Origin of the sequence: Exiguobacterium sp. TNDT2 (genome assembly GCF_003331145.1) — a bacterium.
Lineage (GTDB): Bacteria > Bacillota > Bacilli > Exiguobacteriales > Exiguobacteriaceae > Exiguobacterium.
The window spans coordinates 1-14200 of the sequence record NZ_QLVE01000029.1 but is presented as its reverse complement, the minus strand read 5'-3'; the positions used below and the strand labels follow the sequence as shown (position 1 = coordinate 14200).

General features: G+C 50.4%; 11 protein-coding genes. 4 read left to right on the top strand and 7 right to left on the bottom strand.

What is annotated here, in order from left to right:
- Positions 1–62: 62 nt before the first annotated feature.
- On the top strand, positions 63–2666 hold the full coding sequence (locus tag DPV68_RS12565) for a putative bifunctional diguanylate cyclase/phosphodiesterase (RefSeq protein ID WP_114167149.1): 2604 nt from the start codon (positions 63–65) through the stop codon (positions 2664–2666).
- Between the two features lie 38 nt (positions 2667–2704).
- On the opposite strand, the gene DPV68_RS12560 is transcribed toward DPV68_RS12565, so the two are convergent.
- The gene (locus tag DPV68_RS12560) at positions 2705–4774 is read right to left on the bottom strand and encodes an alpha-amylase family protein (RefSeq protein WP_114167148.1); all 2070 of its coding nucleotides are present in this window, start codon (positions 4772–4774) and stop codon (positions 2705–2707) included.
- Between the two features lie 165 nt (positions 4775–4939).
- Between DPV68_RS12560 and DPV68_RS12555 the strand changes: the two genes are divergently transcribed.
- The gene (locus tag DPV68_RS12555; protein ID WP_114167147.1) at positions 4940–5560 is read left to right on the top strand and encodes a hypothetical protein; all 621 of its coding nucleotides are present in this window, start codon (positions 4940–4942) and stop codon (positions 5558–5560) included.
- 35 nt (positions 5561–5595) lie between these two features.
- On the opposite strand, the gene DPV68_RS12550 is transcribed toward DPV68_RS12555, so the two are convergent.
- Together DPV68_RS12550 and DPV68_RS12545 are read right to left on the bottom strand one after the other, a co-directional pair.
- Positions 5596–7629 (bottom strand): heavy metal translocating P-type ATPase, encoded by a 2034-nt coding sequence (locus tag DPV68_RS12550; RefSeq protein ID WP_232819643.1) that lies wholly within the window; start codon positions 7627–7629, stop codon positions 5596–5598.
- Positions 7630–7739: 110 nt separating this feature from the next.
- Positions 7740–8102 carry an ArsR/SmtB family transcription factor gene (locus DPV68_RS12545; protein WP_114167145.1) on the bottom strand — a complete coding sequence of 121 codons (363 nt, stop codon included), beginning with the start codon at positions 8100–8102 and terminating at the stop codon, positions 7740–7742.
- Positions 8103–8248: 146 nt separating this feature from the next.
- On the opposite strand from DPV68_RS12545, the gene yhfH reads away from it, so the two are divergent.
- Positions 8249–8407 (top strand): protein YhfH, encoded by a 159-nt coding sequence (yhfH, locus tag DPV68_RS12540; RefSeq protein WP_114167144.1) that lies wholly within the window; start codon positions 8249–8251, stop codon positions 8405–8407.
- A gap of 35 nt (positions 8408–8442) precedes the next feature.
- On the opposite strand, the gene DPV68_RS12535 is transcribed toward yhfH, so the two are convergent.
- From DPV68_RS12535 to DPV68_RS12525, 3 genes are all read right to left on the bottom strand, one after another.
- The gene (locus DPV68_RS12535) at positions 8443–8787 is read right to left on the bottom strand and encodes a fluoride efflux transporter FluC (RefSeq protein WP_114167143.1); all 345 of its coding nucleotides are present in this window, start codon (positions 8785–8787) and stop codon (positions 8443–8445) included.
- A complete protein-coding gene (gene crcB, locus DPV68_RS12530; protein WP_114167142.1) occupies positions 8784–9191 on the bottom strand; it encodes a fluoride efflux transporter CrcB in 408 nt (135 codons plus the stop codon). The genes DPV68_RS12535 and crcB overlap by 4 nt, the downstream gene beginning before the upstream one ends.
- Before the next feature lie 88 nt (positions 9192–9279).
- A complete protein-coding gene (locus DPV68_RS12525) occupies positions 9280–10482 on the bottom strand; it encodes an ornithine--oxo-acid transaminase (protein ID WP_114167141.1) in 1203 nt (400 codons plus the stop codon).
- 156 nt (positions 10483–10638) lie between these two features.
- Between DPV68_RS12525 and DPV68_RS12520 the strand changes: the two genes are divergently transcribed.
- Positions 10639–12681 (top strand): bifunctional diguanylate cyclase/phosphodiesterase, encoded by a 2043-nt coding sequence (locus DPV68_RS12520; RefSeq protein WP_114167140.1) that lies wholly within the window; start codon positions 10639–10641, stop codon positions 12679–12681.
- Positions 12682–12722: 41 nt separating this feature from the next.
- On the opposite strand, the gene DPV68_RS12515 is transcribed toward DPV68_RS12520, so the two are convergent.
- Positions 12723–14126, bottom strand: coding sequence for a basic amino acid/polyamine antiporter (locus DPV68_RS12515; RefSeq protein WP_114167139.1), 1404 nt, complete (start codon positions 14124–14126; stop codon positions 12723–12725).
- Positions 14127–14200 lie beyond the last annotated feature (74 nt).

Sequence of the window (14200 nt, the reverse complement as noted above, 5' to 3'; positions counted from 1 at the left end):
TGCATCAACAATCCGATAATAATGATGAGCCTCTTAGACATATACAGAAGGAGGTGCATGAGTTGTCCAATCACTCGTTGCGCCAAACAGTCCCAACCCTGCTCGTCGGGACCTTTTTTCTCGGCCTTTTACTGATCCTATTCACCCCTTATGACTTGAGGGAGACGAGTTTGTTCGTCTATTTCACGGCGGTCACGCTCATCGCGACTGCTTTCAGCATCACTGCCGTCTTTCAAAACCAGGGCATGCGTCGCTACATTCATTTATTGATTAGCGCCGGAAACGTTTGCTTCATCACCTATTTGATTGGTCATCAATTCGCTTTGTCCATTGGAAACGACCGAATGCCATTCATTCAAAATTTCTTATATTTAATTATGTCACTGATTGTCATCACCCAATCGATTGAGATTCGAACATTAAAGTTGCGGACGTTTGACATCTTTGCATTGTTCAGCTTCCTCATTGTAAGCGCATTGCATCTCTTTCTTCATTTGAACACCGGTGGAAGTTACACTTCCAACTCGAATGGCTTCGAAGAACAAATGGTATTAATCAGTCTTTACATGATGCTTTGTTTTCTATATTTGAACCGGATTTCTCCGGTCGGTCAACGTTTTCGTGTATTCCTATTAATCGGTATTCTCGGCTTCACAATCACGTCGATTCTGAACCAACTTTTCGTATTTGGCGGCATCGGGCATGAGCTGTTACACCTACTTCAAGTATGTAGTGTTTTTATCATTTCCATCAGCTACGTATTTGATGAACAGACGGAAGAGGCACTCGTTTATGACTCCGTAGTCGACTATGTCGTTTATAGTACAGTCGTCATGCTGTTCATGCTCGCTTCTGACCGGTTGCTCGGGACAGACGTGCTCAATTCGATGATCGCGAACGCCGTTTTATTGTTGCTCATTCGTCAGTTCGTCGTTGCCAAGCAGAATGCGTTGATCAGTTATCGCTTACATACCGTCAATACGAATCTTGAAGTCGCGGTAACGTCGAAGGCGCATGAGCTTGAAATTCGTGAGCAACAGTATCGGTCTTTGTTCGCTTATCATGCCGAACCGATTTTCCTGTTTGACCTTCACGGTGAAGTGCTGTCCGTGAATGAAGCCGGTAGCTCAGTCCTCGGCCACGATACGGAGACGTTAATCGGATCCAATATTTTAGATATTATCGAACCCGAAGACCGATTCGCTTACACGACCGTATTGCATGATTTAACGAGCGGACGACCACAGACGCTCGATGTCGCTGTCATCACCGGTGACGGGTCGAAGCGGGTTTGGCAGCTGATGAATATCCCAATGATCATCGACGGTGAAGTCGAGGGGATTTATGCGATCGTCAAAGACATCACTCAAATGATTGTGCAACAAGAACAGATCTATCATCAAGCTAACCATGACAGCTTGACGGGTCTGCATAACCGGTATGCCCTTCAAGAGCAGATCGAACGACTCATTGGTGAAGGCAAGCCGTTCTCACTCATGTTTTCCGACCTTGACGGCTTTAAAGAGATTAATGATCAGTTTGGGCATCGCATGGGCGATGAATTACTACAACATATCGGAAAACGACTTCGAGACGCCTTATTGCCGAACGAATATGCAGGACGTTTAGGCGGTGACGAGTTCATCGTCGTGGCCGAACACGGTGACGACGAAACGTTAGTCGAGCGATTGCGACGCATCGTCTACCGCCCTCCTTATTTTATGGATGGGACGCTCGTCGAGATTCATGCATCATTTGGCATCGTCCGCTATCCTGAGCATGGGTCGACCCTGAAACACTTGCTCTCAAACGCAGACCTTGCGATGTATAAGGCGAAAGACAAGGGACGCAACGAGACGATTTTATTTGCACCCGAACTGCGTGCGGATAAAGAAGAACGTAAGCTGTTGATGGAAGGACTCGATTCGGCTCTTGAGAAAGGTGAGATTTCGCTTTACCTTCAGCCTCAAATCGACGCTTCGACAAAAGCCATTATCGGGGCCGAAGCACTCATGCGTTGGAAACGGGACGGCATCTTCATCCCGCCGAGCCAATTCATTCCGATTGCCGAAGAGACAGGGCACATTCATGACCTCGGTCGTTGGATGATTCACGAGACGTTTCAATTGATGTACGCCTTTGAGCAAGGAGACATCCATTTACCGAAATTATCGGTCAACCTATCCGTCCGTCAATTGTTCGATGAGCATCTAATCGAGTATTTGACGTCTCTATTCAAACGATTTCCGATTGAACCAAGTCGTCTTAACTTTGAGCTGACTGAAACTGTAGCGGCCCACCATTCGGATCGTGTGCTGACACGAATTAATGAATTAAAGGCGCTCGGCATCAAACTGTCGATTGATGACTTCGGGACCGGCTACAGTTCCCTCGCCTATCTCGTCCGCTATCCGATCGACGAGCTGAAGATTCCGCGCGAGTTTACCATGCAACTCGAAGAGAACCGCGAATACCAGACCGTCACCGCGACCATCGTCGCCATGGCCCGACAACTCGGGATGGAACTCGTCGCCGAAGGCGTCGAGACGGCGTATCAAGAGAACTTCTTGCGGAAAATCGGCTGTGACTCGATGCAAGGGTATCGCTATGCGAAACCGATGCCGCTCGATGAGTTTGTCATTTATTACATGAAACAGTCGATGTAACCAAATGCCTCGAACCGCTAAGCGGTTCGAGGCATGTGTCATTTCATCTCATAAATTTTGACTTCACCTGGCTTTAAGTCGACCCAGAGATCCCAATCCTCGTCAAACGAGTGCTCGGCATACGGCCATGAAGTTGGTGAATAGACCATCTCAGCGAAACGGCTCGCGTTCCAGTTACGGCGGCGCACCCCGTCGAGCGGGACTTTACCCTGCAACGCCTGATGCATACTTGTGTTAGCAACGACTAGGAGCGTCTCGTTCGTGTCCGGACGTAACCAGGCGAGTCCGATGAACGGCGCGTCCATCTGTTGCATCGCGAGCGGTTCAAAATGGCTCGGATTGACGAGCACATCCAACCAACGACGTCGCACCTCTGCGACTTGATGCATGAGTTCAATCATCTCCTCACGCTCCGGATGATCCCAGTGGAACTGATACGCGTCGAAGAAGGCAAGTTTCCCAAAATAAGGGTCGGTCGGGAACAGTTGATACGCCTCTTCCGGTCGGCAGTCGAGCCCTGTATTCATTGGTTGCGTCTCATACAGCTCGAGCCCAGAGTTCGTCATCGGGACGCCGTTCGGCACGAACCCGTTCAGGACAGTGAGCAAGCGACTCGCTTGGCGTCCGCCGTCCCTTGTCGCTAAACGGCGTGTGTCTGCCGTCTCTCCGGCTGCGAAAACCGGCAACGGCAGGAAGCGTGAATCATATATGAATTGGTGCGTCTCATGTGTGTCGAATCGAGGTTCCTTATAGAACCCGTAGCCGATAATCATGTTGTACCCTGCTTCTTTCGCTGCCCACGCCCCGATTTCAATCAACTCTTCAGCGATAAAGCTGAAGTTGGCGTCAAGTGCACGTGGTTGTTGCAGGATTCGTTGCGCCAAATCGACCGGCAAGGCGTGGCCCATGTCGATGCGGGCCCCATCGATCCCAAATTCCCGCTGGTAGTGCGGAATGATATCAGCGAGCATCGCCCATAGCGGCTCATTGATTTGATCGCCCCGGAATTGATTCGACTTGATCGAATCGAACAGAATATACGGAGCCAAGTGCGCCTCATTGACGTAAGGCGCAGCCGCTGTCGGGTGATCGAGGAACAGACGGAAGTATGTGACGTCTGACCACGGCGGTTGCGGGTCATTGATACAATCCGAAAAAGCTGGAGCGGTCGTCAAACCGAACTCACGCTCGATGACCGCGAGCAAGTTCTCTTCCGGATGCTCGAGCAAGTACGCTTTCACCGTCTCCCATTTGTCCGCATCGACAAGATTCGGTGCCATCGAGAAGCGACGCAGATGGGCCCACACATCTTCCGATCCGTAAATCATCGGCAAGAAAGCGTGTTCCGGCTTCACGTTCTCACCGATACCCGGCACATGCGGCGGATGATAATAATCGAGTTCCGTCACCGGGATCCAATAAAACCATTCGGGATTTTCTAAGATGAGTCGGTTGTCACGGGCGCATGTACGCGGGATGACGTCGATGACGACACGAATCCCAACCATATGGCATGCCTCGACGAACGCGGCGAACTCTTCTTCGACCGTCAATCCGTCTCCTGTCAACGTCTCTTTTAGTTCTTCATCGATTCCAAAAAAATCTTGTACGGCGTAAGGAGAACCGAATTCGCCTTTCTTATTTTTATGGCTATGTTGGGAGATTGGCAATAAGAACAACGTATCGATTCCCATGTACAATAGGTGCGGGATCAGCGCGAGCGTCTTGACGAATGTTCCCGTGTCCTTCATCCCGCTTGAATTCTCCATCTCGACATATCCTGAACCGTCATGGTCCCAAGACGTCGAGGTTCGGACTTGCATCGAGTAGACCGAGGCACGCTTAATCCAATCGCCGCCGGTTTGCAGATATCCGTCCGCTTGGGCGACCGATTGGCGATAGTCTCGTCCGTCGACCGCATGCGGAAGAATCGCTTTTTCAATCGTCTCAATCAGAAAATCGTACGGATTGACCCGTGCGACGCCATCTCGGACAGGCTCTGAAGGAAATTGCAGGCGGTTCCACAAGGTCGGAATTTCGTATTGTATGTTCGTTCGTTGTTCTTTCAAGACCTGGTGCAACTTGTGTAACGATGAGTTCTCTGGCATGTGTATTCTCCTTATGAATGAAATCGTTCCTCGCTTTATTGTAAACGATAATAAGAAACGCTTTACTATGTATTTATACCTTTACCCGTTTTTTCCTTTCCCAAAAAAATATTTTGCGGTGAAATCAACGAATATTGTACGATGGATAACAGAAGGAGGGATGACATGTCCCAACGAAAATGGCTGATTTTACTCGTTTCGCTATCGGTCTTATCCATTCTTGTCTTGACGAGTTTTGCCGTTCAGCTTCGCGATACGATGCGGCAAGTCGAATCGATTCACGATCAACGCCTCGAATCGTATGACGACATCGAAGAAATCATGTATTTCAATATTGAACGGGCCAACGCAATCCGTGGTCTGCTCGCCTATGAAGACCGGCGCTTTTTAGAATCTTATTATAGTATGTCCCAGCAGGCTGAAGAGTTGAAGACATCAATCATGAACGACCCGCATACGCCGAGTTCGCTCATTGATTTGCTTCATCGTGACGCGATTTGGGAACAAGGGGCCGAGCAAGTACTCGTTCTCTATGAACAAGGCGACATCGAGGCTTCGACCACTCTCGCCGAAACGATCACCGATCAACGTCAAACGATCCTCGAAGATTTACGTGCTTTAAAAAAGATGCAGTATGATGACATCCGCAAACAATTGATTGCGACCGAGAATCAAATCGATGTACTGATGCAAGCCCTCACGTCCATCGCCATCCTCCTTAGCGCTGCGATTATCGTCATTTTATTTTTGATTTTCAAAACACAAAAAAAGAACCGACTCCAATGAATCGATTCCCGGCCTCGAGCATGCTCGAGGTTTTTTTATTTGGTGCGAATCAATCGGGCGGCGTTCCCGATGGCGAGCAAGGCAACCCCGACGTCGGCAAACACGGCTTCCCACATCGAAGCGAGCCCGAATACGCCGAGCAAGAGGAAGAGCGCCTTCATCCCGAACGCGAACGTGATATTTTGCCAGACGATCCGTCGTGTCCGTTTGCTTAATTCAATCGCCGCCACCACATCGCGTGGGGCGTCGTTCATCAGCACGAGGTCGGCTGCTGCGACCGCAGTATCACTTCCGACACCACCCATCACGAGTCCGACATCGGCCCGTGCGAGCGCCGCCGCATCGTTCAATCCGTCACCGACAAAAGCGACCTTGCCGGTTGTTGCCAACCGCTCGACTTCCGCTACTTTTTGATGCGGAAGCAACTCGCTGTACACTTCATCGATGCCAATCGCTGAACCAACGGTATTCGCGACTTCTTGCCGATCACCCGTCAGCATGACTGTCCGATAGCCGTATTGTTTCAACGTACGAATCGTCTGTTCCGCATCCTCCTTCATTTCGTCTCGTAACTCGATTCGTCCGAGCCAGCGATCATTTTTGACGATATGGACGATCGTCCCGGATGTCTCCTCTGGAATTGGAAAACCTAATTTTTGGACATAGCGGGCACTGCCGACGTAAATGCGGTTTGCACCGTCTACAGCCATCAGTCCATAACCCGGCTCTTCTTGGATTGTTGAGAACGGTGCGACTGGACCCGCATGCTCGACGATTGCTTTTGCGAGCGGATGCGTGGAGGCCATCTCAACACGAGCGGCAAGCTGAAGCAATTCATCTGGCGTCAGCTCCCCGCTCGTCGCGACAGCGGTCACATCAAAACGTCCCGTCGTGAGCGTGCCGGTCTTATCAAATACGACCGTATCGACTTCGGCGAGCACATCTAAATATTCGCCGCCTTTCACTAGGATGCCCCGCCGTGAACCTGCACCAATCCCACCAAAATAGCCGAGTGGAATCGAGATCACCAAGGCGCATGGACAACTGATGACGAGGAAAATCAAGGCCCGGTATACCCATTCCTCGAGATTTCCGACAAACAACGGCGGGACAAATGCAACGACCGCCGCGAGCACGACGACGACCGGCGTATATACCTTCGCCAACCGTGTGATCATCTGTTCCGTCTTCGCCTTGTTCAGGCTCGCCTGTTCAACGAGGACAATCATCTTTTGCAGACTCGACTCCGCGGCCGGTCGCTCGACCCGAACTTCGAGCCGTCCTTCGAGGTTGATCATGCCGGCCAATACGTCTTCACCAAGTCCGACTTGACGTGGCAACGACTCTCCTGTCAGAGAAGCCGTATCGAGCGAGCTCGAACCGCGTAGCACACGACCATCCATCGGGACCTGTTCGCCTGCTCGAACGATAATGACACTACCGACCGCCACATCTTCGGGACGTCTCTCGACTTCCCGTCCGTCCTCGAATACGCGCGCAATCACCGGTTTCATGTTCAACAGCGACTGAATCGACCGCCGTGAGGCATGGACGGCCCGCGCCTGGAAATATTCACCGAGCTGATAGAACAGCATGACGGCAACCGCTTCCGGATACTCCCTAATCGCAATCGCACCGACCGTCGCGATCGTCATTAAAAATTTTTCATCAAACCATTCCCGATGCCATACGTTACGAACGGCGGCATAGACGACATCATAACCTGCGACCACGTAGGCGATGCCGTACACAACAAAGGAATCGGTATACAAACCGGCGAGTAGGAATGCGAATGCAATCCCGAACCGCCATAACAAGCGGCTCGACGTCGGCACTTCCGTCTCGTCTTTGACAAAATGGGCACCCGGTTCAATTCGCGCCATCGTCGCTTCGATGGCACGAAGCGTCTTCGTGTGATCTTTCGCATCATCCCATTCGATTATCATTCGACTTGTCGCAAAATCGATTTGACAAGCGGCGACACCGTACTCCCCCGTCACGCTTTTCTCGATTTTGGCGGCACAGTTCGTACATGTGATTCCTTCGACAGGTAATATATCCCGTTTCATAATTATTTCGCCCCTTTTACATTCAAACGTTCATTTGAATATATCGTAACGCTGTACTCAAACAATTACAACCGAAAAAAGATCCGACTGGAATTCCAGCTGGCTCTTTATCACGCATCAATTTGTTCGGCACTATGGGCCATCGCGATTTCGACGAGTAGTCGGACGTGATCGTCGTCGAGTGAGTAGTAGACGACTTTTCCATCTTTTCGATATTTGACAAGCCCTTGCTCGAGCAACGTCCGTAAATGATGCGACGCCGTCGCGTTTGAATGTCCGATTACGGCCGCCACATCACAGACGCACAGTTCCCGTTCTAACGTCATGACGTACAACACTTTGAGCCGGGTCGGATCGGCGAACGCCTTGAACAATCGACTGACTCGAACCGCATCTAGGTCTGTCAGTGCCCGTTGTAACACCGTCACATCTTCACTTTGAATGGCGATTGTTTCACACTGGGGTGCTTTCATCCATCTCACCTCGTTTTCTGTACTCTCATTCTAACAAAATCCGATTTATAAATCTGTTATATATTATTGTTGACTTATACACTACTGTTATAATACAATCAAAACAACATAATAGCTACGTTACTTAAATAAAGGGGGCAGTTACAATGAATGAATGGGCAAGCCGACTTGAATCTTCCGTCGAATTTTATCGGAAGTTACCGGACAAGACGTGTCAAGAATGCGGGAACCACATGGATGAGCAGTGCGAATCATACGAGAGCACATGCGCATCTTGTGCTGAAAAACTGCAACTCAGTGAATAAAACAAATCCCTCGGAATACGTTTCCGAGGGATTTGTCATGGCAGATGATAACCGATATAGGCCGCTATAAGCCCGAGCAGATACGTCGCGAGCAAATACGTCCCGAAACGAAGCCAGTCTTTAGCGACAAACCGCATCACTTCGAGCTTGAACGTCGAGAACGTCGTGAACGAGCCAAGAAAGCCGACTCCGAGACCGAGTAGGAGCGTTTGGTGAACACTCGCCCCGTATAAATATCCAAGACCGAACGAACCGGTCACATTGACGATGAGCGTTGCCCATGGGAACGCCGATGTCGTCCGGGTTTTGACGAACTGACCGACCCCAAATCGTGCCATCGCCCCGAAGAACGCGCCGACCATGATGAGGAGAAGCGTCATCGCACTTCCTCCTGTCGCATGATCGCTCGATTGAACCGTCGCCGTCCGAACCAAAAGCCGAGCCATGAACTGAGCAACCCGAGCCCGAGACTGAGCGTCACGTAAAACAGAGCTGAACCGAGCGCGCCGGCCTCGAGCAATTGAATCGTCTCGACACTGAACGTCGAGAACGTCGTGAATGAGCCGATGAATCCCGTCCCGAGAGCAGTGACGACTGTCGGTGACAGTCGGCCGGATCGAAATAAGAAGTGCGTCAACCACCCAAGAATAAAACTGCCCATTAAGTTGATGACGAGCGTCCCGAGCGGAAACACGCTTGTCCAAGATGACGCAATCGCCATTCCGATCCCGTAACGTGCGAGGGCACCGAGCGCCCCGGCCACCCCGACGTATACATAGAGCATGGCCCCGTCTCCTTTCAAAAAAACACCTGCCGCGAGCACGTCGCGAGACAGGTGTTTGTCTGTATTCATTATAACAAGCGATGCGTAATCACGAAATAGCTGCCGGTGCGAACACGGCCGAGATGGCTTCGAACGCCTCATCGAGCTCCTCTTTCGTGATGACGAGCGGTGGCGCCAAACGAATCACAGTCTCATGTGTCTCTTTGCAGAGCAGGCCACGCTCTTTGAGCGCCTCACAATAGGGACGTGCCGCTTCCGTCAATTCGATTCCGATGAACAAGCCACGTCCGCGTACATCTTTGATGAGCGGATTGTCGATCGATTTCAATCGGTCCATGAAGTACGTCCCGAGTTCAAGTGAACGCTGTGGCAGTTGCTCTTCCTCTAGCACTTCAAGCGACGCGATCGACACGGCTGCCGCGAGCGGGTTTCCGCCGAACGTCGACCCGTGCGAGCCTGGATTGAATACGCTCAACACGTTTTCATTGGCTGCGACACACGATACCGGGAATACGCCGCCCCCGAGCGCTTTACCGAGAATATACATATCTGGCTCTACCTCTTCCCATTCGATGGCGAACCATTTGCCCGAGCGGCCGAGCCCCGATTGAATCTCATCGGCCACAAATAACACGTTATGCTGCCGGCACAGCTCACTGGCACGTTTCAAGTAACCGGCCGGCGGAATGATGATTCCGGCCTCGCCTTGAATCGGCTCGACGATGAACGCCGCCGTATTTTCCGTAATGGCCGTCTCGAACGCATCGATGTCCCCGTATGGAACGACCTTGAATCCTGGCAATAACGGACCAAATCCGCGTTGGTATTCCGCTTCCGTCGACATCGAAACAGCTGCCATCGTCCGTCCGTGGAAGTTACCCGAGCAGACGATAATCTCTGCTTGTCCCGGAATTTCTTTTACTTCATACGCCCAACGGCGTGACGCTTTGACCGCCGTCTCGACCGCCTCCGCGCCCGTATTCATCGGCAACACCATCTCTTTTTTTGTAAGCGCTGCCACTTTCTTGTAGAAACGACCGAGTTGATCATTGTAAAATGCGCGTGACGTCAGCGTGATTTTATCCGCTTGATCCTTTAGCGCCTGAATGATTTTTGGATGGCAATGGCCTTGATTGACCGCCGAATATGCGCTTAACATATCCATGTAGCGGTTCCCTTCTGGGTCTGTCACCCAGATTCCTTTCGCTTCCGAGATGACGATTGGAAGCGGATGATAGTTGTGTGCCCCGAACTTCTCTGTCAATTCAATCACTTCTTGTGTCTTTGACATTTGCTTTCCCCCTTATCAAAAAACTACCTTACCCTCTCAGTATATGATGCCGGTCTTTCTTTTGACAACGACCAACTTGCCCATTCCTCGGCTTGGGAAAATAAGGTACACTGAACGTATACTAAGATTCAGTTGATGTAGATTGGGGGAAATATTGTGGCTTCATTGCGTGATTTGCCGATTGAAGAGTTTATTGATGCGTTGTCTGTACCGTGTTGTTACATCACTTTCGACGGCAACGTTCTGCTGTGGAACGAATATGCGGAAACACTCTTCGGATGGGAACGGGACGAGGTCCTTCATCATCCGCTTCCGGTCGTCCAACACTTAAAGCGAACGCTCGAGACGTGGTCGCCACTGCTCCTTCAATATCCGTTCTCGACGACAGCAATGACGCCATTCAGACATAAAAACGGGTCTGTCGTCTATGCAATCGCCTATTTGCAATCCTTTTCCGTTGACAACTTCACTGGATACTTCATAGCTTTTTTACCAAAAGGATTTAGTCCACTCATTAGCACAGAACAGTTCAATCTGCTTCACCACTTCCAAGCGATGATTGAGCAATCCACGTATTATTTGGCCGTGGACGCCTACGGACAGATTACCGAAATCAATCCATTACTGCGCAAGTTGATCGGGGCAACCGAGCAGCAATTCATCGGTCGCAATTGGTTCGAGCTCATCCATCCGTCGTTTGAAAATGACCCGATTGCGGTGGACGTGCTTGAAGCACTTACGACTGACCGGATTTGGAACGGCGAAATGCCTATTCGTTCGGAACAACATACGATCAACATGTGCTGGCTCAATTTGACGGTCGTCCCAATCTTGAGCGAGGAAGGGAATGTCATCCAGTATACAGCCTTTGGCTTCGATGTTTCAGACAAAAAACGACTTGAACAAGATGTCAATTATCTCGCTTACCACAACGATTTGACTGGATTATTGAATAAAAAAGGATGGATGCGTCAGTACGCTCATATATTGAAGGACGTCGATCAAAGTAATGGTTTGGTTCACGTTGCCTTATTCGATATCGACCGATTCAAGATCATCAACGAATCGTTCGGTTCGCGTGTCGGTAACGAACTGCTCGTTCAAATCAAAGCCCGAGCCGCACAGTTTATGCCCGATACAAGCATCATGTTCCATCCGTCAGGTGGTTTGTTCGGGTTGCTGTTCTTCGAACAATCGAAAAAAGAAGTGTTCCAGTTCTTGCGCCAGCTCCAACATGAACTGCAACGCCCGTTCCGGATTTATCATCATTCCATCATGGTTTCGATTTCTATCGGTTGCGTCTTCTATCCATCAGCCACGTCTTCACTAGAAGAATTGTATACGCGAGCCGAGAACGCCTTGTTCAAAGGCAAACGGATTGGTGTCGGGACGATCCAGTTCGTCACGAAAGATATGGATGGTGCGTTCTCACGTCAAATCCATATCGAGAAAGCACTCTACCAAGCGCTCGAAGAAAAACATTTCTATCTAGAGTACCAACCAAAATATGACTTACAGACCGATGCCCTCATCGGCTTCGAGGCACTTCTGCGATGGCACCATGATGAACTCGGTCAAATCCCGCCTTCAGAGTTCATTCCACTTGCCGAAGAGATGGCATTAATCGTACCAATTAACAATTGGGTCATTCTTGAAGCCGCTAAACAATTAAAAGCCTGGCAACAACTCGTCGATCATCCGCTGTCGATGGCCGTCAATATTTCGCCGAATCAATTTCGAAGTGACAGCTTCATCCATACGCTCCGTAACATTAAACAACAATTTGATTTAAATCCGTCCGACATCATTCTCGAAATCACAGAAAGTCTTGTCATGCAACAAACGGATGAAATCATTGCTCGGATGGAACAAATCAAACTTCTTGACTATCGCCTATCGATTGACGACTTCGGGACCGGCTTCTCTTCACTCCAATACTTGAAGTCGTTCCCGGTCGATGAACTAAAAATCGATAAAGTTTTTTTAGATGATTGGCTCGCCTCGAAGTCGCACTTGCTCGATGTCATCGTCCACCTCGGTAAGAGCCTGCACTTGCATGTCGTGGCCGAAGGGGTCGAGAACCAGGAGATGCTCGACCACTTGAAACAAACCGCCTGTGACTCGTTCCAAGGCTTTTTGTACGCCAAACCGATGCCTCCAATCGAAGTCGTTCGTTTATTAACAGGCCAACAACAATAAAAAAGTCATCGCTCGTCTCACGACGGGCAATGACTTTTTTATTATAGGCTGATGGTCGCTGTCCATAGTCCAAACACACCATACGTGGCTGCCAACAGGATGACGATCGCGATTATATATTGCAGACGGCTTAGGAACGGACGACCTTGCTCGCGCTCGGCCAACATGAAGACGAACACGCCCGGCGCGTAAAGGATCATGGCGATGAGCATATAGTTGACACCCGACGCGTAGAGGAGCCATGCCGCGTACAAGGTCGCGATGCCCGACGTGACAAGCATCGAGCGAGTCCTTGTGCGTTGTGCCTCTTTCCAACCGAACAAGGCCGAGAACAAGTACGGGACGAGGGCCGCAATCCCGGCGATGCTCGAGAGCACCAAGTACGTCTGTTCTGAGAACAGGGCGATGATGGTGACGAGTTGCGTGAACGCTTGTGTGATGAACAAGGCGCTCACCGGCGTCTCATTTTGATTGAGCCGATTGAACAGTTTCGGGAACACGCCGTCACGACTGGCGACGTATGAAATCTCTGTCGCGAGAATCGTCCACCCGAGCAGGGCACCCGAGAGCGAGACGAGGAGTCCGATGTTGATGATGGTCGCACCGACCGGTCCGACGACGGCCTCGAGCACGTACGCCATCGACGGCTCCGAAAGTGCCGCGAGTTGTTCTTGCGTCATCACCCCGAACGATAAAATCGAGACCATCATATAAATGATGAGCGTTCCGACAAGTCCGATCACCGTCGCCCGTCCGACGTCTCGTTTATGACGAGCCCGTGACGATAGGACGACCGCTCCTTCAATGCCGACAAACGCCCAAAGCGTGACGAGCATCGTCGACTTCACTTGAGGGAACACTTGTGACCAGCTGAAGCCGGACTGACCCCAAAAGTCGATTTGGAACGTATCGATTTGAAAAGCGAACAAGATGAGGACGATGAACAAGAAGATTGGGACGAGCTTCGCGATCGTCGTGACGATATTGAGGAGTGCTGCTTCTCTCATCCCGCGCGAGATAATCCAAAACAGCCCCCAAATGACGACTGCACTCATGAGTAAACGGAACGTCCGATGTTCTGACGAGAAAATCGGAAAGAAGTAGCTGAGCGTGCTGAAGATTAACGTAATGTTCGCTACCGTCCCAATCCACGCCGACATCCAGTAACCCCATCCGCTATTGAACCCGACGAACTTGCCGAACCCTTCTTTCGCGTAGGCATAAATCCCACCTTCAAGTTCAGGGCGTGTATTCGCTAAAAATTGAAACACGAACGCGAGCATGACCATGCCGAGGCCCGTAATCGTCCAACCGATCAATATCGAACCGACCCCGGCACCTTGCGCCATCGCACCTGGCAAGTTAAATGCGCCTCCGCCGATCATCGTTCCGACGACCATGGCAGCAAGCCCAAAAAAGCCGATTCCGGCTGATTGTCCCTTCATTCCAAATCCTCCAAAAAAGTTGAATTTTGACGAATAACTATACATACATAATGTATATTCATTCGATGATTTCC

Excerpts from the sequence above, each read along its gene's own strand:
- DPV68_RS12545 (WP_114167145.1), bottom strand. The coding sequence starts at position 8,102 with ATGAAAGCACCCCAGTGTGAAACAATCGCCATTCAAAGTGAAGATGTG.
- crcB (WP_114167142.1), bottom strand. The coding sequence starts at position 9,191 with ATGCTCTATGTATACGTCGGGGTGGCCGGGGCGCTCGGTGCCCTCGCA.
- DPV68_RS12515 (WP_114167139.1), bottom strand. The coding sequence starts at position 14,126 with ATGAAGGGACAATCAGCCGGAATCGGCTTTTTTGGGCTTGCTGCCATG.
- DPV68_RS12560 (WP_114167148.1), bottom strand. The coding sequence starts at position 4,774 with ATGCCAGAGAACTCATCGTTACACAAGTTGCACCAGGTCTTGAAAGAA.
- yhfH (WP_114167144.1), top strand. The coding sequence starts at position 8,249 with ATGAATGAATGGGCAAGCCGACTTGAATCTTCCGTCGAATTTTATCGG.
- DPV68_RS12550 (WP_232819643.1), bottom strand. The coding sequence starts at position 7,629 with ATGAAACGGGATATATTACCTGTCGAAGGAATCACATGTACGAACTGT.
- DPV68_RS12525 (WP_114167141.1), bottom strand. The coding sequence starts at position 10,482 with ATGTCAAAGACACAAGAAGTGATTGAATTGACAGAGAAGTTCGGGGCA.
- DPV68_RS12555 (WP_114167147.1), top strand. The coding sequence starts at position 4,940 with ATGTCCCAACGAAAATGGCTGATTTTACTCGTTTCGCTATCGGTCTTA.
- DPV68_RS12535 (WP_114167143.1), bottom strand. The coding sequence starts at position 8,787 with ATGACGCTTCTCCTCATCATGGTCGGCGCGTTCTTCGGGGCGATGGCA.